Consider the following 26469-nt stretch of genomic DNA (forward strand, 5'->3'; position numbering starts at 1 on the left):
CAATGCTAGAATACTATAATAGTAAGTAAGCTAAGAGAAGAGGGTGCTTTGATAGCACCCCTCTACTCTTTATAGGAAGAATAATTTTTTGGTGTAGTCATCAGATGACCTGATCTTATATGAAGAGGGTGGAAAAACAATGAAAGTCTCATTATTCATCACATGTTTAGCGGACGTGTTTTATCCAGGTGTTGGGAAAGATACAGTTGAAGTATTAGAAAGGTTAGGCTGTTCAGTCGATTTCCCAGCTGCACAAATATGCTGTGGGCAACCTGCTTACAACAGTGGATATCACCGTGAAACAAAAGATGTAGCGAAAAATATGATTAAAGCATTTGAAAAGTCTGAATACGTTGTAACTCCATCTGGCTCTTGTGCATCGATGTTTCTAGAGTATCCACATCTTTTAAAAGATGAACCAGAATGGAAAGAAAAAGCTGAACAATTAGCGAAGAAAACATTTGAGTTTTCGCAGTTTCTCGTTGATGTGCTGAAAATAGAAAATGTTGGTGCTACTTGTCCTGTGAAAGCTACGTATCATACATCTTGTCATATGACACGATTATTAGGTGTGAAAGATGCGCCAATGAAACTATTAAACAATGTCGAGGGTCTTGAATTAACAAGTTTACCAAACAAGGAAAATTGCTGCGGTTTCGGTGGTACGTTCTCGGTGAAAATGGTACCGATTTCAGAGCAAATGGTTAATGAAAAGATAAGTCATATAGAAAGTACAGAAGCGGAAGTTTTGGTAGGGGCTGACTGCGGTTGTTTAATGAACATTGGTGGCCGTATTGATCGTCAAGGAAAGCCAATTAAAGTAATGCATATTGCGCAAGTGCTAAATCAAACAGCAAAGTAGGAGGTGTATGAAAATGGGAATGAAGATAGGTGAAGTTGAATTTTTTGGCCGTGTAGACAAAGGACTAAAAAATGACTTTATGAGAAACGCGGTTGTTTCTGCTCAGGAAAGATTGAAAAATGCAAAGTCGAACGCTGAAAAAGAGCTAGGGGATTGGGAAGATTGGCGTGAACTATCGGAGGAAATTCGTCAACACACGCTAGAAAACCTTGATTATTACCTTGAACAATTAGCGACAAACGTCTCAGCAAAAGGTGGGCATGTCTTTTTTGCGCAAACAGCAGAAGAAGCAAATGAGTACATTAAAAAGGTCGTAAAAGAAAAAGAAGCTAAAAAGGTTATCAAATCGAAATCAATGGTAACAGAAGAAATAAGTATGAATGAAGCTTTGGAATCTGTAGGATGCGAAGTCATTGAGTCTGATTTAGGTGAATACATTTTGCAAATTGATGACCATGATCCACCTTCTCACATTGTTGCACCGGCTCTTCATAAAAACAAAGATCAAATTCGAGATACGTTTCATGTGAAAAAAGGATACAAGAAATCTTCTAAGCCAGAAGAGCTTGCTTTGTTTGCACGTGAACAGTTGCGACAAGAATTTTTACAAGCAGATATTGGGATTACGGGTTGTAACTTCGCTGTAGCAGAATCTGGTAGCATTTCATTAGTAACGAATGAAGGAAATGCACGTCTAGCAACAAGTTTGCCAAAAACACAAATATCGGTTATGGGAATGGAACGAATTGTACCTACGTGGGAAGAGCTTGAAGTACTTGTTAGTATGCTCTGTAGAAGTGCAGTTGGCCAGAAGCTAACTAGTTATATTACTGGATTAACTGGACCAAAAGAAGAAGGGGATGTTGACGGTCCAGATGAATTCCACCTTGTCATTGTTGATAATGGACGTTCAAACATTCTCGGTACCGAATTCCAATCAGCCCTTCAATGTATTCGTTGTGCTGCCTGTATTAATGTATGCCCAATCTATCGTCATATTGGGGGTCACTCTTATGGTTCGATCTATCCTGGACCAATTGGAGCAGTGTTATCTCCATTGTTAGGAGGATATGATGAATACAAGGAGCTTCCTTATGCATCTAGTTTGTGTGCAGCCTGTACCGATGCGTGTCCGGTGAAAATTCCATTGCATGAACTGTTAGTGAAACATCGTCGAAATATGGTCGAGGAACAAGGAAAAGCATCGTTTGGTGAAAAACTAGCGATGAAAGGTTTTGCGATGGCAGCCAGCTCGCCAAAAATTTATGGAATGGGTTCGAAAATGGCTCCACAAATGATGAGTCCTTTAGTTAAAGATGGAAAGATTTCAAAAGGACCTGGACCTGTGAAACCGTGGACTGATATCCGAGATTTCCCTAGCCCGAGTAAAGAATCGTTTAGAGAATGGTTTAAAAATCGTGAGAAGGGAGCGGATAAGAAATGACAAATGGTACAATTCAAAATCAAGAAGCTTTCTTAAATAAAATCGCTTCAAGCTTAGGAAGAGAACGACGTAAAGAAAAAGTTGCTCGTCCTGTTTGGAAAAAGCAACCACAACATAATGTGTTTAAAGGAGAATCTCAAGATCAACTTGTTGATCGGTTGAAGTTGCAGTGTGAGAAAATTCACACAAGTTTTGAACATGTAACGACAGCCGAGTTGCCAGAGAAACTTGAGGAAGTGATCGAGCGATTTGATGGTCAGAAAATCGTTAATTGGAAAGATGAGCGTTTTTCTCAGTTTGGTCTTGATCCAAAAATGGTACAGCTAAGCAATGAAGGGAAAGAGATTCATACATGGGAGCCAGAGCGTGGAAGTGAAAATATTACGCTAGCAGAACAAGCTGATATCGGTATCACATTTTCTGATATGACACTAGCTGAATCTGGCACAGTTGTACTATTAAGTGACGAAAATAAAGGTAGATCTGTCAGTTTATTGCCAACGAGTTATATAGCCATTATTCCAAAAAGTACAATCGTACCTAGAATGACACAGGCAGCTAGCCATTTACATGAACTGGCTCAAAAAGAAGGACGTTTTCCTTCATGTGTGAATTTTATTTCAGGACCTAGTAATAGTGCTGATATTGAAATGAACTTAGTTGTCGGGGTCCATGGACCGATTAGAGCTTGTTACATTGTGGTTGATGATCAATAATTTTTAAAAGACTACTGAGTGCTTACTCAGTAGTCTTTTTTGGTGTATTGGAAGATACCTAATTAAAGAAAACTGAATATTTGACTAGTGCACTTGTCCACAACAATATCATTATTTCGAATACGGTAAAAGTAAGAGAGGAGGTGTTAGTAATGTTAAGAAAAGATAGAAGAGATGAGAGAGATACGTTAGATGATGTGTTGAAAAACGAGCTAGACAATGATCTTAGAATCAAAGATAAGAACATTAACATCGCTAAAGTAGTAGACAGTGGTAATGCTTTCGTTGATGTTACTGTCGATTCAGAATCTAAAGCTCGCGTTCGAACACTCTCTGATGAAATTAGAGACAGAAGAAGGAAGTAAGTAAAATGAGGTTGTCTCAAAATTGGCATCTAAAAAAGGCAAAAGCCCATGAGGCGACCTCTTTTTTAAACAAGGAGGGTTGGAAATGTCTGAATTCAATAAACTTCAAAAGAAATTGAATGACAGTGTTCGAAGTGCAGTAGAAAACAGCGCAAACGTACAAAAAAGTGGTAATTCTGACGTCGACGTCACTGTGAATGTTAACATTGATACGACAGCCATTGCCTATGCTCTAGCTTTTGCACTTCATACATCGGGAAAGATAGACGATGAAGAATATAAAAAAGTAATCAAGAAAATTAATAAAAAAGATAAAATAGAAGTATTAAAAGCAATCCTAGATGGAGATAGAGGTTTATTTGGTAAATGAGGATTACAAAGTGATAGGGTGCCTAGAAGATCATTCATTTTTTAGGCACCCATTAATCAGTATTATTATTTCGCAACTTTTTCTAAATTTCCGTTTTTATCCATTTTAAATGAAGCGTTTGAAAGAGACTCTTCATCTTCAAGAATAGCCATTCGTCTAGCTCTGTTCATGATTTGAATGAGAGATTGATAATCCTCTTCAATAATACTATTATCCTGTTTAATTTTCTTAAGTTCTTTTTCAAGTTCAGCATTACGTAATTCGAGCTCTTGATTTTGTTGTTGCAATCTTTCGTTCTCTAATTGTAAAGAGGATGATTGTGTGTTGGTATGCATCATGTTTTGTAAATAATCAATGACGGTCTCAAGAGACATCTCACTATCTAGTGATTGGTTCAACCTTTCGAATGTTGGTTGAGGAGTCCACATTGGCCTCATCTGAGGATAATAAGAGAAGGATGCGGCACGCTTTCTTTCTTTTCTCTCTTTCTTTGCTTCAGCAATTTGCTTCATATAACGGTTGCGGACAACTGCATTCCAACGGAACCCGCATGCTGCAGATGTACGGTTTAACTCATCTCCAACTTCATCAAAAGCTCTTAGTTGAGTACTTCCTTCTCGAATATGTTTTAAAACTGTTTCAGCTAGTAATACGTCATCTTCATGTGACCAAGCATCTTGTCTAATTTTCATATTATATCACTCCTTGAATATTGAAATCTTATTGGTACCAATTCTAACCAGCAAATTGATTCTTTATACAAGGGTGATAGAAAATTAAATTAGAACAAGGTAGATATATAGACATGTCTGCTGTTAAAACATTACATACTACGAAACTATACGTTGTAGGGAACAACAAAGAGTCTGTATACTAGTTTGTTTAGTATACAGACTCGATTTTCGATTATTATTTATTTAAGCGTTCATAAACTTCCGCTAATGCTTGTTCAAATTTACCAGTTCTTTTTGGTTCATAATAGTGTGCTTCTTTAAGTTTAGTAGGCAAATATTGTTGTTTTACCCAGCCATGCTCATAATCATGCGGATACTTGTAGTCTATTCCTCGACCTAGCTCTATAGCCCCTTTGTAGTGGGTATCCTTTAAATGTTTTGGAACTTCTCCAATGTGACCACTTCGAATATCTGCTAATGCTTGATCAAGTGCTTTATAGGCGGAATTGGATTTTGGGGACAAACATAGTTCAATTACAGCATTTGCCAAAGGAATTCGTGCCTCTGGGAATCCTAAACGCTCTGAAGCTTCTATAGCAGAAAGGGTTCTTGGACCTGCTTGTGGATTGGCTAATCCAATGTCTTCATACGCAATAACAAGAAGTCTGCGATTGATACTGATTAAATCTCCAGCTTCAATTAATCTTGCTAAATAATGGAGTGCTGCATTGACGTCACTCCCACGAATCGATTTTTGAAAAGCAGAGAGAACATCATAATGGGCATCTCCATCTTTATCATGTTGAAAGCTTTTCTTCTGAATACAAGTCTCAGCTGTTTTGAGGGAAATCGTCTTTACCCCAAACTCATCTGGGAAGGTAGAAAGAATGGCTAGTTCTAATCCATTTAAGGCTGAACGCACATCCCCACCACATGCTTTGGCTAAATGAGTTATGGCTTCGTCACTTATTGATACTTCTTCATTTCCATATCCGTTGTCTGAATCAAGAAGTGCCCTTTGCAACGCTTGTTTTATATCGTCAACAGTAAGAGGCTCGAGCTCGAAAATTTGGCAACGGCTTCGGATCGCTGGATTAATGGAATGGAACGGGTTGGCAGTTGTCGCCCCAATTAAGATGAGCAATCCATTTTCAAGGTACGGCAGTAGAAAATCTTGTTTTCCTTTATCTAACCGGTGAACTTCATCAAGAATGAGGATGAGTTGACCATGCATTTTGGCTTCCTCAACAGCAATCTCCATATCTTTCTTGTTATGGACAACAGCATTAAGTATTTTTGAAGGTGTTCCAGTTGAACCCGCAATACTACTTGCAATCGACGTTTTCCCAATTCCAGGTGGGCCATAGAGGATCATAGAAGACAACTGTCCTACATCGACCATTCGTCTTAACAATTGTCCTTCACCAATTAAATGTTGTTGGCCAATCACATCTTCTATTTTTTTTGGTCGCATTCGATAGGCGAGTGGTTGTTTTTTCATCTTTTTATCCTCTCTTTTATCGGTAATAACGTAAGTGTAATAGAATAGAGGGACAAAAGCCAACTATCCTGACTGGTTTTATGGTCTGATGACCCAAATTAAAGATTTTCGTGCTATAATGGCAAAGAATTCTAAAGAGAGAAGGGATTTCTCTTGGGGAGAGTAGAAATAAATAAGAAAAGACGTCTCTTTTTATTTCGATGGAGTACGTTTATGTTTGGACTTATTGTAATGGCTCTTGGTATTGCACTAATGATTCATGCCAATCTTGGTGGTGCGCCATGGGATGTTTTACATATTGGTTTAACCAAGCAGCTAGGTTTAACAGTTGGCACATGGTCAATTATAATGGGGTTTGTTGTACTAAGCATAACAGCTTTTCTAATGAAGTCCTGGCCACAAATTGGTGCTTTTTTAAATATGCTGTTTCTTGGCATTTTTATAGACTTGTTTTTATGGCTCATTCCTGCACCTGCCACAATGTTTTGGCAGTATTCGATGATGCTTTTAGGAATACTCATTATCGGATATGGTATCGGTATATATATTGCTCCGGGTTGCGGAGCCGGTCCACGTGATAGTCTTATGCTCGCCCTACAGCAAAAAACGGGTTGGAAAGTTCAACATGTGCGAGTGCTAATGGAAGTGAGTGTCCTTTCTATTGGCTGGTTGCTTGGAGGAACGGTTTTCATTGGAACGCTCATTTTCTGTTTTGGCATTGGGTCTGTTGTAGGAGTCACCTTGCCTCAGTGCAAACGGATCTTTGATTATATTTTGGAAAGAGGGATAAAGGATGAAGATTTCAACAAAGGGTCGTTACGGACTCACTATCATGATGGCGTTAGCTAAACAAGCAGGGGAAGGTCCGATTTCACTAAAATCAATCGCCAAAGAATATGATTTATCCGAACATTATTTAGAGCAGCTCATTGCCCCACTACGAAATGCAATGTTAGTGAAGAGTGTTCGTGGTGCTTACGGCGGGTATATGTTAGCAAAAGAAGCAAAAGAGATTACAGCAGGAGATATTATTCGCGTGTTAGAAGGGCCTATTAGTCCAGTTGAAGTGATGGATAATGAAGAGCCAGCCAAGCGCAATTTATGGATAAAAATTCGCGATGCTGTCAAGGATGTACTTGATAACACGACTCTTGAGGATTTAGCTACATATGAAGATTCAGGTGATCAAGAATATTTTATGTTTTATATATAAAAAGGAATGTAACTCCTTTTTATTTGGGATTCTTATAAATAAAAGAAGGTGTACGAAAAGTGGAATTAATTTATGTTGACCATGCGGCTACTTCGCCTCTTCATCCAGATGTCCTGAATGAGATGCTGCCGTATTTCCAAACTCATTTTGGAAATCCGTCAAGCATTCATCAAATCGGGAGGCAGGCAAGGCAAGCACTCGACAAGGCACGTCGGACGATTGCAAGTGTACTAAATGTCCATGAGCAAACGCTTATTTTTACAAGCGGTGGTACAGAAGCTGACAATATGGCTATTCTCGGATATGCTCTTGAACATAAAAGCAAAGGAAATCATATTATTACATCTAAGGTCGAACATCATGCGGTTTTACATGCCTGTCAAGAACTTGAAAAGCGAGGGTTTGACGTAACGTATCTCCCTGTAGATGAAACAGGGAGGGTAAAGCTAAATGATGTACAAGAAGCCTTACGTGATGATACAATTCTTGTTACGCTCATGTTTGGAAACAACGAAGTCGGTACGATTCAACCGATTGAAGAGGTTGGTCAATTGTTACAAGAACATCAAGCTGTTTTCCATACAGATGCTGTACAGGCTTGTGGAATGGTTGAATTAAATCTCTCGCAATTGCCTGTTGATATGCTTTCTGTTTCTGCTCATAAAATCAATGGTCCTAAAGGGGTTGGTCTTCTCTATATGAAAGAAGGCATTAAAGTAAAACCCGTTCTATTTGGTGGCGAGCAAGAGCGTAAGCGCCGTGCCGGGACAGAAAATGTGGCAGCAGTCGTTGGTTTTGCAAAAGCAATGGAACTTTCGAACCGTTCTATTATGGAACGAACGGAGCGCTATCAAAAGTTTGCTCAAACGTTAATCGATGTTTGGTCCAAAAAAGAAGTGGATTTCTATGTAAATGGACATCAGCATGAACGTTTGCCGCATGTATTAAATGTTAGCTTTCCTTATGTGAATATTGAATCATTGTTGATGAATTTAGACATGGCGTCTATTTGTGCGTCAAGTGGTTCGGCTTGTACAGCTGGGTCGATTGAACCATCGCATGTACTGGTTGCGATGTTTGAGAATGAATCAGAACGAGTACAATCAGCGATTCGTTTTAGTTTCGGGTTCGGGAATACAAACGAACAGATCGAACGAGTAGCGTTAGATACGGCCGAAATTGTAAAACGGCTTAGACAGCAAGAAGAATATATCAGCTAGAATGTAGCCAAAGGTGGTGAGTGTATGAAAAAGCGACCAGAAGATACAAGAGTGGTTGTTGGAATGTCTGGTGGTGTAGATTCATCTGTAACAGCTTTGCTTTTAAAAGAGCAAGGTTATGATGTGATTGGTATTTTCATGAAAAATTGGGATGATACCGATGAAAACGGATTTTGTACAGCAACAGAGGATTACGAGGATGTCATTCAAGTATGTAATCAAATTGGGATCCCTTATTATGCTGTGAATTTTGAGAAGCAATACTGGGATAAAGTCTTTACGTATTTCCTTGAAGAATATAAAGCGGGACGAACACCGAACCCTGATGTAATGTGTAACAAGGAGATCAAATTCAAAGCGTTTCTAAATCATGCGATGTCACTCGGAGCAGATTATGTCGCAACTGGACATTATGCACGTGTTGAAGAGCGTGATGGGGAATTTTTGCTTCTTCGTGGCGTTGATGACAATAAAGATCAAACGTACTTTTTAAATGCTCTTTCCCAAAAGCAACTATCCAAAACGATGTTCCCAATTGGACATTTGCCGAAAAAAGAAGTGCGTGAGCGTGCACTTGCAGCAAATCTTGCTACAGCTAAGAAAAAGGACAGTACGGGGATTTGTTTTATCGGTGAACGTAATTTCAAAGAGTTTTTAAGTGAGTTCTTGCCTGCTCAACCTGGAGAAATGCAAACAGTTGATGGAGAAGTAAAAGGACATCATGACGGTCTCATGTATTACACGCTTGGTCAGCGTCAAGGTCTTGGAATCGGAGGAGCTGGAGAGCCTTGGTTTGTGATAGACAAAGATCTTGAGCGAAATGTGTTAATTGTTGGACAAGGGTTCCATCACAAAGGACTAAACTCTGAAGGCTTAGATGCAATCGGAATGAATTGGATCAAGAATGGTTATGCAACGAAAGCTGAATTCACTTGTACGGCGAAGCTGCGTTATCGCCAAGAGGATCAACAAGTGACCGTTTATCCGAAAGAAGACGGAACGACTCGTATTTCGTTTCATGAGCCACAGCGTGCTGTCACACCAGGACAAGCTGTCGTTTTATATGACGGTGATGTTTGTCTTGGCGGAGGAACAATCGATCATGTGATCAAAAAGTGGGAAAATGCCTAAAAAGGTATTTTCCTTTTTCATTGTCAATTCTGATGCTACAACTTAAAATTAGGAGGAGATCTTATGTTAAATGAAAAAGGTATTGCCTATATGAATGAAAAAGAATATGAAAAAGCTGCTCAAGCTTTTAATGACGCTATTGAAGAGAATCCTAATGATCCAACTGGTTTTATTAATTTTGGGAATTTATTAGGGTTACTTGGTGATTATGAACGAGCGTTAACGTTTTTTGATAAGGCGATCGGATTAGATGAACGTGCTGCCACTGCGTATTACGGAGCAGGAACGATTTATTATAAACAAGACCAATTTGAAGAAGCTACCAAAATGTTTAAACAGGCATTAATGGAAAAGCTTGACGAACCAGATGTTCATTTTATGCTGGGAATGAGCTATTACCAGTTAGGGGCTCTTCCACATGCGTTAGCTTCATTTAAACGGACGGTTGAACTTCAGCCAGAAGATGTTGACGGTCTATTTCAATATGGATTATGCTTAGCTCAATTAGAAAAGATTGAGGAGTCCATTGAACAATTTGAACGCGTCGTTCAGTTAGATAACCAGCATGCTGATGCATTTTTTAATGTTGGAGTTGCGTATGCCTATCAAGAACGGGCAGAAGATGCATTAGTTGCATTTGAAAAAGCTCTTGAGATCCAGCCTGATCATGCATTAGCGGCAAATGGGAAGAAGACGATTGAACAAGCCATCAGATAAGGGTGATGACATGTGACTGAAGAAGAGAAATCGGTTGAACGAGGCTTTATAAAAGGAACCGTAAGTCATATTGTGTTCCGGAATGAAGAAAACTACTATACAGTCGCTCTTATTCATATACAACAAACAAATGAAGAGATAAAAGAAAAGAAAATAACCATTGTTGGTACTCTTCCTAAGTTAGAGCAAGAGGAAACTTTTTTGTTTTTTGGGAGAGTAATCGATCACCCCAAGTTTGGTCTTCAGTATCAAGTAGAGCAATTTAGGAGAGACCTACCTCAGACGAAAAATGGAATTGTTCAATATTTATCAAGTGGACGCTTTCCTGGAGTCGGAATCAAAACAGCTGAAGCAATCGTAGATAAGCTTGGAGAAAGAGCGATTACTAGAATTGTTGAGGATCGAACAGCATTGGCAGAAGTTCCGAAATTATCAAAAGAAAAAGCCGATTCGTTATATGAACAGCTTGTTGATCAACAAGGTGTAGAGCAAGTGTTAATGACGTTGTCCAAACACGGTTTCGGCGTGGAGCTATCCATGAAAGTGTACCAAGCATATGGGTTACAAGCTCTTGATATTATTCAAACAAACCCTTACCAATTAATCGCGGATGTGGAAGGGATTGGTTTTAGAAGAGCTGATTTGCTAGGAGCTGCGATTGGTATAACAGGCAAACATCCTGACCGAATCCGAGCGGGCTGCTTGTATTTATTACAAGAACTTTGTTTGTCCGACGGACACGTCTTTTTGCCAAAAGACGAATTAATTCCACACGTTTTATCCTTGCTGTCTTCTTATGACTGTAAATTGGAAGAGGCTGAAGTCGAAGAACAGCTTTTGCTTATGCAAGAAGGGGATGAAATTCGCACAGAAGATGACCGAGTATATGTGAAGACACTTTACTTTGCTGAAAAAGGTATTGTCTCTAGCGTTCAGCGTTTACTGAGTCAGGAAATTGAAGATGAATTCCCAGAAGCGGAGTTTCTAAAAGCATTAGGACAGTTGGAAGAGGAACAAAAAATGGAATATGCTTCTTCACAAAAGGAAGCCATTCAAACAGCTCTTTCTTCTTCACTGATGATTTTAACGGGAGGACCAGGAACGGGGAAAACAACGGTAATAAAAGGGATTGTAGAACTTTATGCTCGTCTACATGGTCTTTCGTTAGACAAAAAAGCTTATACAAAAAGCAACCCGTTTCCTATTTTGTTAGTTGCCCCAACGGGAAGAGCAGCGAAACGAATGAGTGAGGCAACCGAGTTGCCAGCTACAACCATTCACCGACTCTTAGGCTGGAAGGGTGGAAGTGGTGGATTTGAAAAAGGCGATCATGAGCAGCTAGAAGGAGAACTTTTAATCGTTGATGAAACGTCGATGGTGGATATTTGGTTAATGAATCAACTATTGAAGGCGATACCTAAAGGAATGCAAGTCGTGCTTGTAGGTGATCAAGACCAGTTGCCATCAGTTGGACCCGGACAAGTCTTACGTGATTTCCTTGAGTCGAATATGATTCCTACCGTTCATTTAATTGATATTTACAGGCAAGCAGAAGGTTCATCGATTATCGAGTTAGCTCATTCGATGAAAGAAGGTGTAATGCCTACAAACTTACCAGACCCTCAACCAGATCGTCGCTTCTTTCCATGTCAAATTGATCACGTTCAGCAAGTCGTCTCACAAATTTGTGAAAATGCGATGAAAAAAGGTTACACGGCAAAAGAAATCCAAGTATTAGCTCCTATGTACAAAGGACAAGCAGGAATTACAGAGCTTAATACAATGCTCCAAAATTTATTTAACCCAAAAACGGAGCAAAGACGGGAGATTGGTTTTGGTGAAGTTGTGTACCGTACGGGGGATATCGTACTACAGCTTGTCAATAATCCAGATGAAAATGTCTATAATGGCGACCGTGGTGAAATCGTTGCAATTTTTTATGCAAAAGAAAATCAAGAACGTCAAGATCAATTGGTTATTTCATTTGATGGAACTGAAGTGGTGTACGCAAAAAAAGATTTAAATCAAATTACACATGCGTATTGTTGCTCAATTCATAAAGCACAAGGAAGTGAATTTCCAATTGTTGTGATGCCAGTTGTTCGAAACTATGCACGAATGTTACGAAGGAATTTGCTTTACACCGGAATTACAAGGGCAAAACAATTTCTGTTGTTATGTGGGGACTTAAAAGCAATCCATACTGCTATAACGGATAGAGACGAACAATTAAGAAACTCAATGTTACAGGAAAAGCTTCAGCATTTGCCAGTGAAAAGTGGAAACGAAACAGGAACATAATTAATAGGAAATCGCCACACACTAACGTTGTGTTAGGAAAGGTGGCGATTTTTTTGCGTACTTTTTCAACGATTGAAGGATTACCTGTCCTATCAATTACAACGGGTAAAGAGTGCGGACATGTGTTGGATTTGATCTATGAAGATGGTAAGGTAAGTGGCTTCCTAGTTGATCCAAAAGGTTGGTTTCAGAAACATTTATTTTTGCCTGTTTCAAGCATTACAAGCATTGGAACAGATGGAGTTATGGTTAAAGATGGTCAAGCATTGCAACAACTTAAACCTGAACAAAAACATGCACACCACTTAAAACACGGGAAACATCGTCTTCACGGAATCGCATTGCTAACAGCAGAAGGTGAGAAATTAGGGTTGCTAGAAGACGTATATTTTCTTGAGGAAGTGGGCACGATTGTAGGGTATGAGGTGACGGAAGGCTTGGTGGCAGATTTAGTAGAAGGTCGAAGGGTAGTAAAAAGTGAATCTACTTTAACGATCGCTGGGGGCCGAGCCATTCTACATGATTAGAAGGGAGTCTTGTGCCAATGCAATGTCCAAACTGTAAAAGCAAAGATATCGGAAAAATTGGAACCAATCAATACTATTGTTGGAACTGCTTTATTGAAATGAGTTTAGTAAAAGGACGATTGTCCACGCATCAGGTTGAAGAAGATGGATCACTTAGTTCACTCGACGATTTATTTGAAGAAGAGGATCTTCAAGTTGAAATGTAAACAAGAACTTTTTATAAAAGGTAACAAATTAGGTAACAAATCAAATGAGGTAAAGAGGGCTGCGCGATTCACTAAGTAAATGTGACGTTCACTCTCTTTTTCTATGCGCACCTAAGTCAAGGTGAGATCGGTTCTTTATAGAGTCTTTATTTATTTAACCCAAAAAAAACGAGCACGCAAAACAGCCTTTAAAAAAGATGAGGGGTGTATAGATGGAACTGAACCAAAAGTGGCTATATCGCCTTGTTTTTACTTTGCTTTCCTTATTAATCATTTATATGATTGTTCAGTTGTCTCCTTTACTATCTCCATTTGGAGCAATGATTAGAGCCCTTGTTTTACCAGTGGGAATTGCTATTTTGCTAACTTATTTGCTACATCCACTAGTTGAGAAAATGCATGATTCAGGTTTATCTAGACCAATTGCCGTACTGCTTATTTTTATCGCGATTGTTTTAACATTTGGCTTTTTACTAACAATTGGTCTTCCCTCTTTTATTAATCAGATTCAACACGCTTTTGACACAATCCCAGCACAAATAAGGGAGTTGGAACGAGAAACAGCACGAATTCAGCGATATGTAGAAACCTTGCCTGCACCTTTGCAAAATCAAACGCAGGAGTGGCGTGTTCAATTGGTTCAAATGGGGGAAAGTGCGTTTGATCAAATTGAGCAAGCAGCCTTGTTTTTATTAAAGTCCATGTTCGCTTTTATTGTGATCCCATTTTTGGTGTTCTTTTTCTTGAAAGATCATGATGCGATTAGACGATTATGCTGGTATATCACGCCAAGAAATTGGAGAGAGCCTCTCAAAAAATATGTAAAAGATGTTGATCATACATTTGGTAACTTTATTCGGGGGCAATTACTCGTTTCATTATCGGTATTCATCATTTCTACGATTGGCCTATGGGCACTGGGGGTTCCATATCCCATTTTACTTGGCCTTTTTATGGGGGCAATGGATCTTATTCCGTATTTCGGGCCTTTTATTGGGGCAGTTCCCGCTGTTATCATCGCTTTTTTACAATCATGGCAATTAGGGGTTGCAACGATTGTCTTGATTTTCGTCATTCAGCAAATTGAAGGCAATATTTTGTCACCAGTTATTGTAGGAAAGACATTGCATTTACATCCTGCCTTGATTATTCTTGCATTATTAGTAGGAGTGGAAATTGGTGGTTTTATTGGCATGCTAATTGCGGTGCCTATTCTAGCGGTTGGAAAAGTAACCTTATTGCACATTCGTTTTCATTTTATGAAAGATTGACAAGTGCTGGGTGGATTTCTATAATAGAAGGCGTACAAACTGTTATGTTTAAAACGTTGATGGAACAAGTATGAAGCATTCCACTCTAAAGAGAGGTGTACCTTGGCTGAAAGTACACTGGGTAAGGGGCTTTTGAACGCTACTCCTGAGTGCAGATAAATCTCTGACGTTCGCCGCGTTAAGGCGTTAAAGTGATAGTTAACAGATATAGTTAACTATAATTAGGGTGGTACCGCGTGATAACTCTCGTCCCTTTTCTAGGGATTAGGGTTTTTTTTATTGTCAAAAATTATTTCTATACATAAGGAGAGAGAAAAGATGAAATCATTAACTTCTGCTCAAGTTAGACAAATGTATTTAGATTTCTTTAAGGAAAAAGGACATGATATTGAACCTAGTGCTTCTTTAGTTCCACATGAAGATCCTTCTTTATTGTGGATTAACAGTGGAGTTGCAACATTAAAGAAATACTTTGACGGACGTGTGATCCCTGAAAATCCACGTATTACAAATGCGCAAAAATCCATTCGTACGAATGATATCGAAAACGTTGGGAAAACAGCTCGTCACCATACGTTTTTTGAAATGCTTGGGAACTTCTCAATCGGCGATTATTTCAAAGAGGAAGCGATTGAGTGGGCATGGGAGTTCTTAACAAGTGAAAAGTGGATTGGCTTTGATCCAGAAAAATTATCCGTAACCGTTCATCCAGAAGACAATGAAGCTTATGATTATTGGAAAGAGAAAATTGGAATTCCTGAAGAGCGCATCATTCGTTTAGAAGGAAACTTCTGGGATATCGGAGAAGGACCAAGTGGGCCAAATACGGAAATTTTCTACGATCGTGGAGAAAGCTATGGCAATGATGAGACGGATCCAGAGCTCTATCCAGGTGGAGAAAATGAGCGATATTTAGAAGTGTGGAACCTTGTGTTCTCTCAATTTAATCATAACCCTGATGGCACATACACACCTCTTCCTAAGAAAAACATTGATACAGGGATGGGGCTAGAGCGAATGGTTTCGGTTATTCAAGATACACGAACGAACTTTGAGACCGATTTATTTATGCCGATCATTAAAGCAACTGAGAACATGTCTGGAGTTCAATATGGAAAAAATCAGGAAACGGATGTCGCGTTCAAAGTCATTGCTGATCATGTACGTACCGTAACGTTTGCTGTTGCTGATGGTGCTCTTCCTTCGAATGAAGGACGTGGCTATGTTCTAAGAAGATTGCTACGCCGAGCAGTTCGCTATGCAAAATTGATTTCCATTCACAAACCATTTATGTTTGAGCTTGTTCCGGTAGTTGGCGATATTATGGTTGATTTTTATCCGGAAGTAAAAGAAAAAACGGAATTTGTCCAAAAAGTAATGAAAAATGAAGAAGAACGTTTTCATGAGACCCTAAATGAAGGCTTATCAATTTTAGAAAAGATTCTTAAAGATGCTGATGAGTCTGGAAAAAAAGTCATTGATGGAGCTGATGTGTTCCGTTTATATGACACATACGGTTTTCCGGTTGACTTAACGGAAGAATACGTCCAAGAAAAAGGGCTTGAAATTGACCGTGAAGGCTTTGAGCGTGAGATGGAAGGTCAAAGAGAACGCGCACGTGCTGCACGTCAAGAGTCTGGATCGATGCAAGTACAAGATGAGGTACTTGGTAAGATCACGGTAGAAAGTACGTTTATTGGCTATGATCACTTACAGGCTGAATCTTCAGTTGAAGTAATTGTGTATGAAAAGGAAACAACAGACATTGTCCCTGCTGGAAATACAGCTCAAGTTATTCTGAATGAAACCCCATTTTACGCAGAGAGTGGTGGTCAAGTAGCAGATACTGGTAGTATTCGAGGAGAGAATCTTCTTGCAGAGGTGACAGCTGTTACAAAAGCGCCAAACGGCCAACACCTTCATACTGTTTATGTTAAAGAAGGAGTACTTGAGCAAGGGGCAGTCGTAACATGTACGGTCGAAGAAACAGAACGAAATTCCATTGTGAAAAACCATACGGCTACGCATTTATTGCATCAAGCATTGAAAGATGTTCTTGGAGCTCACGTTAACCAGGCTGGATCGATGGTTTCGGAGGATCGTTTGCGTTTTGACTTTTCTCATTTTGGTCAAGTAACTTCTGAAGAAATAAACAAGGTTGAAGAAATTGTTAACGAAAAAATTTGGAATGCTGTTGCGGTAGACATTTCGGTAAAAAAATTAGATGAAGCAAAAGAAATGGGAGCGATGGCTCTATTCGGGGAAAAATACGGTGAAACGGTTCGAGTGGTCCAAGTTGGTGATTATAGTTTAGAGCTATGTGGTGGGTGCCATGTTCGCAATACAGCTGAAATTGGAATGTTCAAACTAGTATCTGAATCAGGAATTGGTGCAGGTGTTCGTCGGATTGAAGCTGTAACGGGTAAGGCTGCTTATGAGCACATGAATGCACAAATTCAGCTGTTGAAGGATGTTGCAGCGAACTTAAAAGTAAAACGAGTTCAAGATGTTCCGGCGAGAGTGGAATCAACGTTGCAACAAATTCGCGATTTACAAAGAGAAAATGAATCTTTAACGGCAAAATTGGGCAATATGGAAGCTGGGAATCTTGTTAATGAAGCAGTTGAAATCAATGGAGTAAAAGTATTAGCGAAAAAAGTAGAAGCTGCTGATATGGACGGATTACGAGGAATTGTTGATACGTTGAAACAAGATTTAACATCCGGAATCATCGTTTTAGGTGCTGTTTCTAATGGGAAGGTAAACATCGTAGCAGGTGTAACAAAGGATCTACTTGATAAAGGATATCATGCAGGGAAATTAGTGAAAGAAGTTGCAACTCGTTGTGGAGGTGGCGGTGGTGGCCGTCCAGATATGGCACAAGCTGGAGGGAAAAACCCTGCAGAGCTAGAATCTGCCTTATCTTTTGTTGAAGAATATGTTCACACGATTTCCTAATTCGACCATTATGGTGTACAATGGAAAATAGACAAGTCATTTGACAAAAAATTGAAGGTTTTGTCAAATGACAATGAATGAAAGAGGTGTTTGTGATGAGCTCTATGGACAAAACGATGCAATTTAATTTTCATGATGATACGGTTGATGTTGATGTCCAAGAGGTGCTCCTTTCTGTATATGAGTCACTAGAGGAGAAAGGCTATAACCCCATTAACCAAATTGTTGGCTACTTACTATCAGGAGACCCAGCGTACATTCCGCGCCATAAAGATGCGCGTACACTCATTCGTAAGTTAGAACGTGATGAACTAATTGAAGAGTTAGTGAAATCCTATTTATCACAGCACCGTAAGGAGAATGAATGAGAGCACTTGGTTTAGATGTTGGTACAAAGACAATAGGTGTTGCCTTGAGTGATGAGTTAGGATGGACAGCTCAAGGGCTAACCACAATAAAGCGTGAAGAAAACGAAGAGAAAAAGGACTATCAGGCAATTGCAGAACTCGTTTTAGAGCATGGTGTGGACACAATTGTAATTGGTATGCCTAAGAATATGAATGGAACCATTGGGCCTAGTGGTGAGCGAAGTCAATTATTTGCTGACGAATTAAGTGAATATGTTTCGAGCACGATAAAGATGTGGGATGAGCGTTTAACGACGGTAGCAGCCGAAAAAATGCTTATATCTGCTGATGTTAAACGTAAAAAAAGAAAGCAAGTCATTGATAAGATGGCAGCGGTCATGATTTTGCAAGGCTATCTTGACCATAAAGGTTCCTAAACAAAAACAAAGAGGTGCAATAGTGATGGCAGAACAAGAAAAAGAAAGAATTGTAATCCCAGATGAAAATGGGGACGAGCATCTTTTTGATGAATTATTCCGATTCCATGTCGATGCTACGAACAAATCATACATCCTTGTAACTCCTGTGGGAGCAGAGGAAGATGACGAAGAAGAAGTGGAAGTATTTGCATTCCGCTACGAAGATCGTGAAGGGGAAGAAGATGATATTGCTTTGTTCCCAGTAGATACGGAAGAAGAGTGGGACATGGTTGAAGAAATGCTAAATACGTTTCAACCAGAAGATGAAGAGTAGTATTCTCTTAAAGGAGTACCCAAAACCAGGGTACTTTTCGAGAAAAAGCAGTACCCAAAACCAGGGTACTTTTCGAGAAAAAGCAGTACCCAAAACCAGGGTACTTTTCGAGAAAAAGCAGTACCCAAAACCAGGGTACTGCTTTTTCTCTTTCACTTTCGTCGAAATGTAGGTATAATGAAACGGTGGAAGGAGGAGAATGATGTCTAATTCCAACGAAAAACCACGAAATGAATTGTATGAAGAGCGTGTTTCGCAAGCTCGTGTTGTGAGAAAGATTGTTTTTTTTAGTTTGATTGGACTGTTTGTAATAGGTATCATTTCTGTTATAAGTGCTTATTTTTATTTAACTAATATGTTAGGTCCTATAGATTCGGACAATCCAGAAGAAATACAGGTAACCATTCCAATTGGGTCAACTGCTAATCACATTGGCACGATTTTAGAGGATGAAGGCTTGGTTAGGAATGGAACAATGTTTCGGTATTATGTACGTTACAAAAATGAATCTGGTTTTCAAGCGGGAGATTATGCTCTATCAACAGCCATGACGATGGATGAGATTATTGCTGAGTTAAAAGAAGGTAAAGTCATGCAAGAGCCAGAACTCGTTTTCACTGTTCCTGAGGGACGTTGGTTGGAAGATGTAGCGAAGATCATTGATAATGCAACAGATCATAGTGAAGAAGAAGTTATGGAAGTTTTAACAAATGAAGAGTATATCGAGTCATTAATTGATCAATACTCAATGTTAACAGAAGATATTTTAAATGATGAGATTCGTTATGCATTAGAAGGCTATTTATTTCCTGCTCGCTATGATTTTATGGACGAAAATCCGTCTATCGAAACCATTGTGGAAGCGATGCTTAATGGAACACAAAATGTAGTAAATGAATTTTCGACTGATTTAGAGGAAAGTCAATATAGTATTCATGAAATTTTGACGCTCGCTTCGATTATTGAAAGAGAGGCTCAAAAGTCAGAAGATCGTTACTTAATTTCTGGAGTTCTATATAATCGTTTAGATCGTGATATGATGCTTCAAGTAGATCCGACGGTTTCTTATGCACATGGCGAACACCTATATATGACTAGTTATGCTGCGTTAGAGATTGACTCACCTTACAATACGTATCAAAACACAGGAATTCCAATAGGCCCTATTGCAAACCCTGGTAAAGATTCGATAAGGGCTGCTCTTAATCCGGACGAAGTAGATTACTTGTTTTTCTATGCCCGTTTTAATGGGGAAGTCATTTATACAGAAACGTACGCTGAACATGATGCCGCTCGTTTGAGATATCGTGATGAGTGGGTTGAGGGACAGTCACAAGAAGCAGAAGAGGAACAAACTGATTAGGGTATGAAAATGAGGGGGCTGTGTTTACAAACACACCCTCTTTTTTATGGGCGTAGACATGAGAATGGAGAGAATAAGATGATCAATAATCAAGTGGAAGACTACCTGAAATCCCTTACTCCGACACGTGGAGAACTAGTAGAGAAAATTGAACAATATGCAAAAAAAAATCAAGTGCCTATTATGGATTTAGTTGGAATGGAAAGCCTTCTACAACAATTAAGGCTACAAAAACCCAAACGAATTTTAGAAATAGGAGCAGCAATTGGCTATTCCGCTATTCGAATGGCACAAGCATTGCCAGACGTTCAAATCGTGACAATCGAAAGAGATGAAGAACGATTTCATGAAGCGAAAAGAAATATTGTTGAACTTGGACTAACCAATCAGATTCAAGTAACGTTTGGAGACGCACTTGATTTGGCTCAAACACTTGAATCAGAACCCCTTTTTGATGTATTATTTATTGATGCCGCGAAAGGCCAGTATCAACGTTTTTTCGATTTATACGGGAAATACGTCAAACATGGTGGTGTAATTTACTCAGATAATGTCTTATTCCGTGGATTAGTTGCAGAAGAAGACATAGAAAATAAACGATTGCAAAAAATAGCAGCAAAGATAAAAACTTATAATGAATGGTTGATGAAACATCCAGACTACGAGACAAGAATTTTGCCAGTGGGAGATGGACTAGCTGTTAGCATTAAGAAATAGGAGGAAGAAAAATGGTGAAAACACCTGAATTACTCGTTACACCGAAAGATTTGGATGCAGTGAAGCGATTGTTTGCTGCAGGTGCAGACGCAATTGTAATTGGGGAAGAACGTTACGGACTTCGTTTAGCGGGAGAATTTAAAAGAGATGCCGTAAAAGAAGCGACAAAAATGGCTCATGACTTAGGAAAAAAAGTGTATGTTGCTATGAATGCTCTTTTTCATAATGAAAAAATTGATGAATTGGCTGATTATGTTCAATTTCTAAATGAAGTACAGGTCGATGGGGTTACATTTGGAGATCCGGCTGTTTTAATGACTGTACGTGAAGTTGCTCCAGACTTGAAACTGCATTGGAATACAGAGCAAACTGCGACAAATTGGTTTACAGCTAATTATTGGGGGCGTAAAGGGGCTAAGCGTGCCGTTCTAGCTCGTGAGATCAGCATGGACGCCATTGTTGAAATCAAGGAAAATGCCGAGGTCGAAGTCGAGGTACAAGTACATGGTATGACAAGTATGTTCCAATCAAAACGAACGTTAATTGGAAACTATATGCAATTCCAAGGCAAAAATTTAGCCGTTGAAAAACGTGATAAACAGCGGAATTTGCATCTGTTTGATCCAGAACGCAATGCACGTTACCCAATCTTCGAAGATGAAAATGGGACACATATTATGAGTCCAAATGATATTTGTATCATTGATGAGTTAGAAGAGATGATCGACGCTGAGATCGATTGCTTCAAAATCGATGGATTATTGAAATCAACAGATTATATGGAGGCTGTTACAGCTCTTTACCGTGAAGCAATTGACCTATGTGCCAACGATCGTGAGCGTTATGAGGACCGTAAAGAGGAATATCTTGAGAAGATAGAAGAGATTCAGCCAGCTAATCGAAAAATAGATACCGGATTTTTCTTTAAAGAAACGGTTTATTAAGAAGGGAGGTAAAAAAATGACAACTATTGCAGAACCGAAAAAAGATGGAAAGCGAGTTATTACCAAAAAACCGGAACTGTTGGCACCAGCAGGTAGTTTAGAAAAGTTAAAAGTTGCGGTGCATTACGGTGCTGACGCTGTGTTTATTGGAGGACGCGAGTTTGGTTTACGTTCAAACGCAGATAACTTTTCAATAGAGGAAATGAAAGAAGGAGTAGAGTTTGCGAATAAATATGGAGCGAAAATATATGTAACAACAAATATTTTTGCACATAACGAGAACATGGACGGACTTGAGGAATATTTACAATCTCTTCAAGAGGTGGGCGTGACAGGCATTATTGTCGCGGATCCTCTCATAATTGAGACTTGCAAACGTGTTGCACCTAAAGTAGAGGTTCATTTAAGTACACAACAATCATTAAGCAACTGGCTTGCTGTTAAGTACTGGAAAGAAGAAGGTCTTCATCGAGTGGTGTTAGCTCGTGAAGTTGGACTTGAAGAAATGCTTGAAATGAAAAAGAAAGTGGATATAGAGATTGAAGCGTTCATTCATGGAGCGATGTGCATTTCTTATTCAGGTCGTTGTGTATTAAGTAACCATATGACGGCTCGTGACTCCAATAGAGGAGGGTGCTGTCAATCCTGTCGTTGGGAATATGACTTATTTGAAACAAATGAAAATGGCGAAAAAGCGTTGTTTGAGGAAGGTGATCCTCAGTATACAATGAGTCCAAAAGATTTAAACCTCGTTCAGGCGATTCCCAAAATGATTGAGGCTGGAATTGATAGCTTGAAGGTGGAAGGACGTATGAAATCCATTCACTATGTTGCAACAGTTACATCGGTGTACCGTAAAGTGATTGATGCTTACTGTGCGGATCCTGATAACTTCCAGATTGATAAAGCATGGTTGGACGAGCTTGAAAAATGTGCAAATCGTGATTTTGCTCCACAATTTTTTGAAGGTATTCCAACAGTTGACGAACAAATGTATGGAAAACATCCAAAACGGACAAAGTATGATTTTGCAGGTTTGGTGTTAGACTATGATGCTGAGACATCTATGGTTACATTGCAGCAACGTAACCATTTTAAGAGTGGAGATGAAGTAGAATTTTTTGGCCCAGAAATTTCAAACTTCATTCAAAAAGTAGGAACGATCTGGGATGAAGAGGGAAATGAAATTGATGCTGCAAGACACCCGCTTCAAATCGTCCGCTTTAAAGTAGATCAAGCAGTATATCCGCAAAACATGATGCGTAAAGAGGTTAGATAATGTCAAAAAAGCCTATTGTTATCGGGGTTGCTGGTGGAACAGGATCTGGCAAAACAACGGTAGCGAAAGAAATTTTCTATCAGTTTAATGAACAATCAATTGTGTTAATTGAGCAAGATGCCTATTATAAAGATCAAAGTCATCTAAGCTTTGAGGAGCGTCTTGAGACAAATTATGATCATCCGTTGGCATTCGACAACGATTTGCTATTAGAACACTTGCAGATGCTTTCTCAAGGAAAAGGAGTTAATAAACCTGTCTATGATTATAAGGCTCATACAAGATCAAATGATGTGATCACAATTGATCCAAAGGATGTTATTATTGTTGAAGGCATTTTGATTTTGGAAGACGAACGTTTAAGGAATATGATGGATATCAAATTGTTCGTTGATGCTGATGCAGATATTCGTATTATTCGCCGTTTAGTAAGAGATATAGAAGAACGTGGTCGATCCATTCAATCTGTCATCGATCAATATACGTCTATTGTAAGGCCAATGCATTTACAATTTATTGAGCCAACAAAACGATATGCCGATGTCATTGTACCCGAGGGTGGACAGAATCGTGTCGCAATTGATCTAATGGTAACAAAAATTCGCACAATTATTGAAGAGAAAGCGATTTTGTAATAGCATAAGAAGCAGGTCTATGTGTTATGAGATGATTAAAAACTCGGCTACCCGAGTTTTTAGTCTACATATGTATAAACTGGAATTATTTTATATTGATCGTAGTAGATGAGGAGTGAAAGTACATGGCAGAAGAGAAAAAGCATTATATGACGATGGATGGGAAGAAAAAGTTAGAAGACGAACTAGAGTATCTGAAAACGGAGCGACGTAAAGAAGTCGTTGAACGGATAAAGATTGCACGTAGCTTTGGAGACCTTTCTGAGAATTCCGAGTATGATTCAGCAAAAGAAGAGCAAGCTTTCGTAGAAGGACGTATTGCTCAATTAGAAAAAATGATTCGAAATGCAGTCATGATTGAGGAAGAAGAAGGCGCTGCAAATGTCGTCTCTTTAGGAAAAACAGTTAGGTTCATCGAACTTCCAGATGGAGATGAAGAAGAATATACCATTGTAGGAAGTGCGGAATCCGATCCTTCTGAAGGGAAAATTTCTAATGACTCTCCTATGGCACAAAGTTTATTAGGACGAGGCATTAATGATAAAGTTTCCGTTAATACACCAGGTGGCGAAATGGAAATAAAGATTGTAGATATTAAATAATAGATAAAGCTGCTTATATGATAAGGGATTGAGGCAAAAGTCTTCTTTCCTTTTTTCATGTAGTAGCTTTTTTGATTGTGTAAAACGTTGTAATAAGGACATCTCGCTCTTTTTAGAAAGATCTTGTATAATAACGACAAAGAGATTTGTTACAAGGGAGTGGAAATATGCAAGGATACCGTTATGACCAACGCAAAAAGAAACGTAACAATCGCATTCTAAATGTGGCGATAGCAATCGTAACCATCCTTATTATTGTAGTGGCCGTACAAATTTTTTTCAGCTCGATAAAAAGCGAAGAAACAGTTAGTGAAGATCAAGAGCAACAAAGTGACATAGAGGACAATGAAGCACCATCGGTTCCCGACCCTATTGAATCAAACGACAATTCGAACGAAAATGAGTCAGAGATACGTGAAGAGGACGAATCTGTTGATGAGTCAGAGTTAGAAGAAGATGAAGTGGTACAAGTTCCAGAAGGAGAGTGGAGCCCTGTTGGAACAGCACAAACAGGTGAATTTACTCCAGACTTCACACGTGATGGTACGAACTGGAATGAGATGGTAAGAGCGATTCAACAGGCAACTGGGTTTTCTGATATACAAATTTGGTGGCTTGGCAATGGAGGTTCAGCTACGAGAGCTCGTGGGGAAGTAAGTGACAAAAACAATTCAGGCGAACGCTATGAAGTGTTTATTGAATGGGTTGATGGGCAAGGCTGGATGCCAGTAGAAAAAAATAGATTGAACTAATAAGAAGAAGGGCTGTCATATAGACAGCCTTTCTAAACGGTTTTAGAGAAAGGGTAGGAGCATGTCAAAAACAATACTTATTAATGGAACAATTATGACGATGGATCAGATGAATCAGGTTTATAAAAATGGTGCGGTAGCTTTTGAAAATGGAAAATTAACATATGTAGGAGAAATCCCAACGGATTTGGAGAAGTATGATGAAGTGATAGATGTGAATGGAGATTATGTTTTACCTGGGCTTGTAAATACACATGGCCATGCATCGATGTCACTATTGCGTGGGTATGCAGATGACCTTCCGCTGCAGCAATGGCTTGAAGAAAAAATGTGGCCAATTGAGGCACAATATACAAAAGATCATGCCAAATGGGGAACGTACTTATCTCTAATCGAAATGCTTCGTACAGGTACAACCACATTTGTTGATATGTATGACAACATGGATGAAGTTGCTAAAGCAGTAGAGGCATCAGGAGCTAGAGCAAGACTTTGTAGAGGAATGATTGGCTTTGGTAGTGAAGAGTTACGTCAAAGCAAACTAGAAGAAGCTTCGGCCTTCGCTAAAAATTGGAACAATCAAGCCAATGGGCGTATTACAACAATGATGTCTCCTCATTCTCCGTATACGTGTACACCGGACTTTATTGAGCAAATTGTGGGGAAAGCGTCTGAATTACAGGTGCCAATGCATATTCATATGTCTGAGACCCTTGCAGAAGTCGCACAAAATGAAAAAGAGTATGGGGAACGTCCTGTGAAGCACTTAGAGAAATTAGGAGTCTTCTCTCAGCCAACACTTGTGGCTCATGCCGTTCATGTAGAAGATTGGGAAATGGATATTTTAGCAGAGTATGATGTAAAAGTGTCTAATAACATCATAAGCAATTTAAAATTAGCAAGTGGAGTAGCCCCAGTTCCTGAAATGTTGAACAAAGGCATTACCGTATCACTTGGAACGGATAGTTCTGCTTCTAATAATAACTTGGATTTTTTTGAAGAAATTAAACAGGCTGCGCTTCTCTTTAAAGGAGTGCGTAATGATGCAACCCTCATTCCAGCGGAAAAAGCTTTGCAGATGGCGACGATTCATGGAGCTGAGGCGATTTGGTTAGATAACCAAATTGGAAGTTTAGAGGTTGGAAAAGAAGCGGACTTTATCGTGATCGATACGAAACAAGCTTTTTATCAACCGGTTCATAATCCGATTTCACATCTTGTTTATTCCGGAAGTGGTCGTGATGTAAAAGACGTCTATGTGCAAGGGAAACAAGTAGTGAAGAACAGTACGTGTGTTACAATTGACGAAGAGAAAGTCTTCTATGAAGTAAATCGTTTAGTCCAACAATTTCAGTAAAAAGCTGTTTTCGTATACTTTGTTATTGTTTTAATGGGTTATGTGTTCTTCCCATGTTCGTTTCATTACGCTGCAGCCACTCGCTCGCGCCCGCAAGGAGGCGGCGAGCCTCTATTTGAGGCCACTGAAAAAGTGCCTAACTGCCGCAGGAGAATGACACTACGCTTTCCGCGGGTGCCCGGTGAGCCTCCTCGGCTGTCGCCTGCGGGGTCTCACACGTGGGTCACTGCTCCCGCAGGAGTCT

General features: G+C 39.3%; 28 protein-coding genes and 1 other annotated feature. Of the genes, 26 read left to right on the plus strand and 2 right to left on the minus strand.

What is annotated here, in order from left to right:
* Positions 1–139: 139 nt before the first annotated feature.
* The 5 genes from JCM9140_RS12405 (at position 140) to JCM9140_RS12425 (ending at position 3757) form a co-directional block, all read left to right on the plus strand.
* Complete coding sequence (locus JCM9140_RS12405) at positions 140–862, plus strand: (Fe-S)-binding protein (protein ID WP_034746848.1); 723 nt, start codon at positions 140–142, stop codon at positions 860–862.
* A 13-nt stretch (positions 863–875) separates the two neighbouring features.
* Positions 876–2306 (plus strand): LutB/LldF family L-lactate oxidation iron-sulfur protein, encoded by a 1431-nt coding sequence (locus JCM9140_RS12410; RefSeq protein WP_034746851.1) that lies wholly within the window; start codon positions 876–878, stop codon positions 2304–2306.
* A complete protein-coding gene (locus tag JCM9140_RS12415) occupies positions 2303–3022 on the plus strand; it encodes a LutC/YkgG family protein (protein ID WP_034746854.1) in 720 nt (239 codons plus the stop codon). Before JCM9140_RS12410 ends, JCM9140_RS12415 begins: the two co-directional genes overlap by 4 nt.
* Before the next feature lie 152 nt (positions 3023–3174).
* Positions 3175–3387: a hypothetical protein gene (locus tag JCM9140_RS12420; protein ID WP_034746856.1), complete on the plus strand. Its 213-nt coding sequence runs from the start codon at positions 3175–3177 to the stop codon at positions 3385–3387.
* An 85-nt stretch (positions 3388–3472) separates the two neighbouring features.
* A complete protein-coding gene (locus JCM9140_RS12425; protein WP_034746858.1) occupies positions 3473–3757 on the plus strand; it encodes a hypothetical protein in 285 nt (94 codons plus the stop codon).
* 65 nt (positions 3758–3822) lie between these two features.
* Here the strand turns inward: JCM9140_RS12425 and JCM9140_RS12430 are convergent, their stop codons facing one another.
* Positions 3823–4449, minus strand: coding sequence for an RsfA family transcriptional regulator (locus tag JCM9140_RS12430; RefSeq protein WP_034746861.1), 627 nt, complete (start codon positions 4447–4449; stop codon positions 3823–3825).
* A 217-nt stretch (positions 4450–4666) separates the two neighbouring features.
* Positions 4667–5932, minus strand: a complete 1266-nt coding sequence (locus JCM9140_RS12435; protein WP_034746863.1) for a replication-associated recombination protein A — start codon at positions 5930–5932, stop codon at positions 4667–4669.
* A 153-nt stretch (positions 5933–6085) separates the two neighbouring features.
* Between JCM9140_RS12435 and JCM9140_RS12440 the strand changes: the two genes are divergently transcribed.
* From JCM9140_RS12440 to JCM9140_RS12540, 21 genes are all read left to right on the plus strand, one after another.
* Positions 6086–6781, plus strand: coding sequence for a YczE/YyaS/YitT family protein (locus JCM9140_RS12440; protein ID WP_464387980.1), 696 nt, complete (start codon positions 6086–6088; stop codon positions 6779–6781).
* Positions 6726–7145, plus strand: coding sequence for a cysteine metabolism transcriptional regulator CymR (gene cymR, locus JCM9140_RS12445; protein WP_034746866.1), 420 nt, complete (start codon positions 6726–6728; stop codon positions 7143–7145). Before JCM9140_RS12440 ends, cymR begins: the two co-directional genes overlap by 56 nt.
* A gap of 59 nt (positions 7146–7204) precedes the next feature.
* The gene (locus JCM9140_RS12450; protein ID WP_034746869.1) at positions 7205–8365 is read left to right on the plus strand and encodes a cysteine desulfurase family protein; all 1161 of its coding nucleotides are present in this window, start codon (positions 7205–7207) and stop codon (positions 8363–8365) included.
* A gap of 24 nt (positions 8366–8389) precedes the next feature.
* Positions 8390–9496: a tRNA 2-thiouridine(34) synthase MnmA gene (mnmA, locus tag JCM9140_RS12455; RefSeq protein WP_034746872.1), complete on the plus strand. Its 1107-nt coding sequence runs from the start codon at positions 8390–8392 to the stop codon at positions 9494–9496.
* A gap of 63 nt (positions 9497–9559) precedes the next feature.
* Positions 9560–10213 (plus strand): tetratricopeptide repeat protein, encoded by a 654-nt coding sequence (locus tag JCM9140_RS12460; protein ID WP_034746875.1) that lies wholly within the window; start codon positions 9560–9562, stop codon positions 10211–10213.
* Positions 10214–10225: 12 nt separating this feature from the next.
* Positions 10226–12514 (plus strand): SF1B family DNA helicase RecD2, encoded by a 2289-nt coding sequence (gene recD2 / locus JCM9140_RS12465; protein ID WP_034746877.1) that lies wholly within the window; start codon positions 10226–10228, stop codon positions 12512–12514.
* Between the two features lie 53 nt (positions 12515–12567).
* Positions 12568–13041, plus strand: coding sequence for a PRC-barrel domain-containing protein (locus tag JCM9140_RS12470; protein WP_034746880.1), 474 nt, complete (start codon positions 12568–12570; stop codon positions 13039–13041).
* 17 nt (positions 13042–13058) lie between these two features.
* Positions 13059–13247 (plus strand): YrzR-like zinc ribbon domain, encoded by a 189-nt coding sequence (locus tag JCM9140_RS12475; RefSeq protein WP_034746883.1) that lies wholly within the window; start codon positions 13059–13061, stop codon positions 13245–13247.
* Between the two features lie 212 nt (positions 13248–13459).
* A complete protein-coding gene (locus JCM9140_RS12480; protein WP_034746886.1) occupies positions 13460–14518 on the plus strand; it encodes an AI-2E family transporter in 1059 nt (352 codons plus the stop codon).
* Between the two features lie 47 nt (positions 14519–14565).
* Positions 14566–14775, plus strand: a binding site (T-box leader).
* A gap of 61 nt (positions 14776–14836) precedes the next feature.
* Entirely contained in the window at positions 14837–17476 is a 2640-nt protein-coding gene (gene alaS, locus JCM9140_RS12485; RefSeq protein WP_034746889.1) for an alanine--tRNA ligase, read from the plus strand.
* A 95-nt stretch (positions 17477–17571) separates the two neighbouring features.
* Positions 17572–17844 carry an IreB family regulatory phosphoprotein gene (locus tag JCM9140_RS12490; protein WP_034746893.1) on the plus strand — a complete coding sequence of 91 codons (273 nt, stop codon included), beginning with the start codon at positions 17572–17574 and terminating at the stop codon, positions 17842–17844.
* Entirely contained in the window at positions 17841–18260 is a 420-nt protein-coding gene (gene ruvX, locus JCM9140_RS12495) for a Holliday junction resolvase RuvX (protein WP_034746896.1), read from the plus strand. Before JCM9140_RS12490 ends, ruvX begins: the two co-directional genes overlap by 4 nt.
* A gap of 25 nt (positions 18261–18285) precedes the next feature.
* Positions 18286–18576 (plus strand): DUF1292 domain-containing protein, encoded by a 291-nt coding sequence (locus JCM9140_RS12500; protein ID WP_034746926.1) that lies wholly within the window; start codon positions 18286–18288, stop codon positions 18574–18576.
* A gap of 202 nt (positions 18577–18778) precedes the next feature.
* Complete coding sequence (mltG, locus tag JCM9140_RS12505; protein ID WP_034746898.1) at positions 18779–19939, plus strand: endolytic transglycosylase MltG; 1161 nt, start codon at positions 18779–18781, stop codon at positions 19937–19939.
* Positions 19940–20017: 78 nt separating this feature from the next.
* On the plus strand, positions 20018–20656 hold the full coding sequence (locus JCM9140_RS12510) for an O-methyltransferase (RefSeq protein WP_034746901.1): 639 nt from the start codon (positions 20018–20020) through the stop codon (positions 20654–20656).
* Positions 20657–20670: 14 nt separating this feature from the next.
* The gene (locus tag JCM9140_RS12515; protein WP_034746929.1) at positions 20671–21600 is read left to right on the plus strand and encodes a peptidase U32 family protein; all 930 of its coding nucleotides are present in this window, start codon (positions 20671–20673) and stop codon (positions 21598–21600) included.
* A gap of 16 nt (positions 21601–21616) precedes the next feature.
* Positions 21617–22879, plus strand: coding sequence for a peptidase U32 family protein (locus JCM9140_RS12520; RefSeq protein WP_034746904.1), 1263 nt, complete (start codon positions 21617–21619; stop codon positions 22877–22879).
* Positions 22879–23514, plus strand: coding sequence for a uridine kinase (gene udk / locus JCM9140_RS12525; protein WP_034746907.1), 636 nt, complete (start codon positions 22879–22881; stop codon positions 23512–23514). The genes JCM9140_RS12520 and udk overlap by 1 nt, the downstream gene beginning before the upstream one ends.
* A 125-nt stretch (positions 23515–23639) precedes the next feature.
* A complete protein-coding gene (gene greA, locus JCM9140_RS12530; RefSeq protein WP_034746910.1) occupies positions 23640–24116 on the plus strand; it encodes a transcription elongation factor GreA in 477 nt (158 codons plus the stop codon).
* Between the two features lie 167 nt (positions 24117–24283).
* Entirely contained in the window at positions 24284–24868 is a 585-nt protein-coding gene (locus JCM9140_RS12535) for a DUF1510 family protein (RefSeq protein ID WP_034746913.1), read from the plus strand.
* A 61-nt stretch (positions 24869–24929) separates the two neighbouring features.
* Positions 24930–26225, plus strand: coding sequence for an amidohydrolase family protein (locus tag JCM9140_RS12540; RefSeq protein ID WP_034746916.1), 1296 nt, complete (start codon positions 24930–24932; stop codon positions 26223–26225).
* Positions 26226–26469: the final 244 nt, after the last annotated feature.

The organism is Halalkalibacter wakoensis JCM 9140 (assembly GCF_000513095.1).
In the GTDB taxonomy this organism is placed as follows: domain Bacteria; phylum Bacillota; class Bacilli; order Bacillales; family Bacillaceae_D; genus Halalkalibacter; species Halalkalibacter wakoensis.

What these genes read in the sequence shown, in the direction of transcription:
- mnmA (WP_034746872.1), top strand. Translation starts at nt 8,390, where the DNA reads ATGAAAAAGCGACCAGAAGATACAAGAGTGGTTGTTGGAATGTCTGGT.
- JCM9140_RS12490 (WP_034746893.1), top strand. Translation starts at nt 17,572, where the DNA reads ATGAGCTCTATGGACAAAACGATGCAATTTAATTTTCATGATGATACG.
- JCM9140_RS12410 (WP_034746851.1), top strand. Translation starts at nt 876, where the DNA reads ATGGGAATGAAGATAGGTGAAGTTGAATTTTTTGGCCGTGTAGACAAA.
- JCM9140_RS12520 (WP_034746904.1), top strand. Translation starts at nt 21,617, where the DNA reads ATGACAACTATTGCAGAACCGAAAAAAGATGGAAAGCGAGTTATTACC.
- JCM9140_RS12535 (WP_034746913.1), top strand. Translation starts at nt 24,284, where the DNA reads ATGCAAGGATACCGTTATGACCAACGCAAAAAGAAACGTAACAATCGC.
- JCM9140_RS12405 (WP_034746848.1), top strand. Translation starts at nt 140, where the DNA reads ATGAAAGTCTCATTATTCATCACATGTTTAGCGGACGTGTTTTATCCA.
- JCM9140_RS12425 (WP_034746858.1), top strand. Translation starts at nt 3,473, where the DNA reads ATGTCTGAATTCAATAAACTTCAAAAGAAATTGAATGACAGTGTTCGA.
- cymR (WP_034746866.1), top strand. Translation starts at nt 6,726, where the DNA reads ATGAAGATTTCAACAAAGGGTCGTTACGGACTCACTATCATGATGGCG.
- JCM9140_RS12460 (WP_034746875.1), top strand. Translation starts at nt 9,560, where the DNA reads ATGTTAAATGAAAAAGGTATTGCCTATATGAATGAAAAAGAATATGAA.
- JCM9140_RS12415 (WP_034746854.1), top strand. Translation starts at nt 2,303, where the DNA reads ATGACAAATGGTACAATTCAAAATCAAGAAGCTTTCTTAAATAAAATC.
- JCM9140_RS12510 (WP_034746901.1), top strand. Translation starts at nt 20,018, where the DNA reads ATGATCAATAATCAAGTGGAAGACTACCTGAAATCCCTTACTCCGACA.
- alaS (WP_034746889.1), top strand. Translation starts at nt 14,837, where the DNA reads ATGAAATCATTAACTTCTGCTCAAGTTAGACAAATGTATTTAGATTTC.
- JCM9140_RS12480 (WP_034746886.1), top strand. Translation starts at nt 13,460, where the DNA reads ATGGAACTGAACCAAAAGTGGCTATATCGCCTTGTTTTTACTTTGCTT.
- JCM9140_RS12435 (WP_034746863.1), bottom strand. Translation starts at nt 5,932, where the DNA reads ATGAAAAAACAACCACTCGCCTATCGAATGCGACCAAAAAAAATAGAA.
- JCM9140_RS12475 (WP_034746883.1), top strand. Translation starts at nt 13,059, where the DNA reads ATGCAATGTCCAAACTGTAAAAGCAAAGATATCGGAAAAATTGGAACC.
- JCM9140_RS12540 (WP_034746916.1), top strand. Translation starts at nt 24,930, where the DNA reads ATGTCAAAAACAATACTTATTAATGGAACAATTATGACGATGGATCAG.
- greA (WP_034746910.1), top strand. Translation starts at nt 23,640, where the DNA reads ATGGCAGAAGAGAAAAAGCATTATATGACGATGGATGGGAAGAAAAAG.
- ruvX (WP_034746896.1), top strand. Translation starts at nt 17,841, where the DNA reads ATGAGAGCACTTGGTTTAGATGTTGGTACAAAGACAATAGGTGTTGCC.
- mltG (WP_034746898.1), top strand. Translation starts at nt 18,779, where the DNA reads ATGTCTAATTCCAACGAAAAACCACGAAATGAATTGTATGAAGAGCGT.
- JCM9140_RS12420 (WP_034746856.1), top strand. Translation starts at nt 3,175, where the DNA reads ATGTTAAGAAAAGATAGAAGAGATGAGAGAGATACGTTAGATGATGTG.
- udk (WP_034746907.1), top strand. Translation starts at nt 22,879, where the DNA reads ATGTCAAAAAAGCCTATTGTTATCGGGGTTGCTGGTGGAACAGGATCT.
- JCM9140_RS12500 (WP_034746926.1), top strand. Translation starts at nt 18,286, where the DNA reads ATGGCAGAACAAGAAAAAGAAAGAATTGTAATCCCAGATGAAAATGGG.
- JCM9140_RS12430 (WP_034746861.1), bottom strand. Translation starts at nt 4,449, where the DNA reads ATGAAAATTAGACAAGATGCTTGGTCACATGAAGATGACGTATTACTA.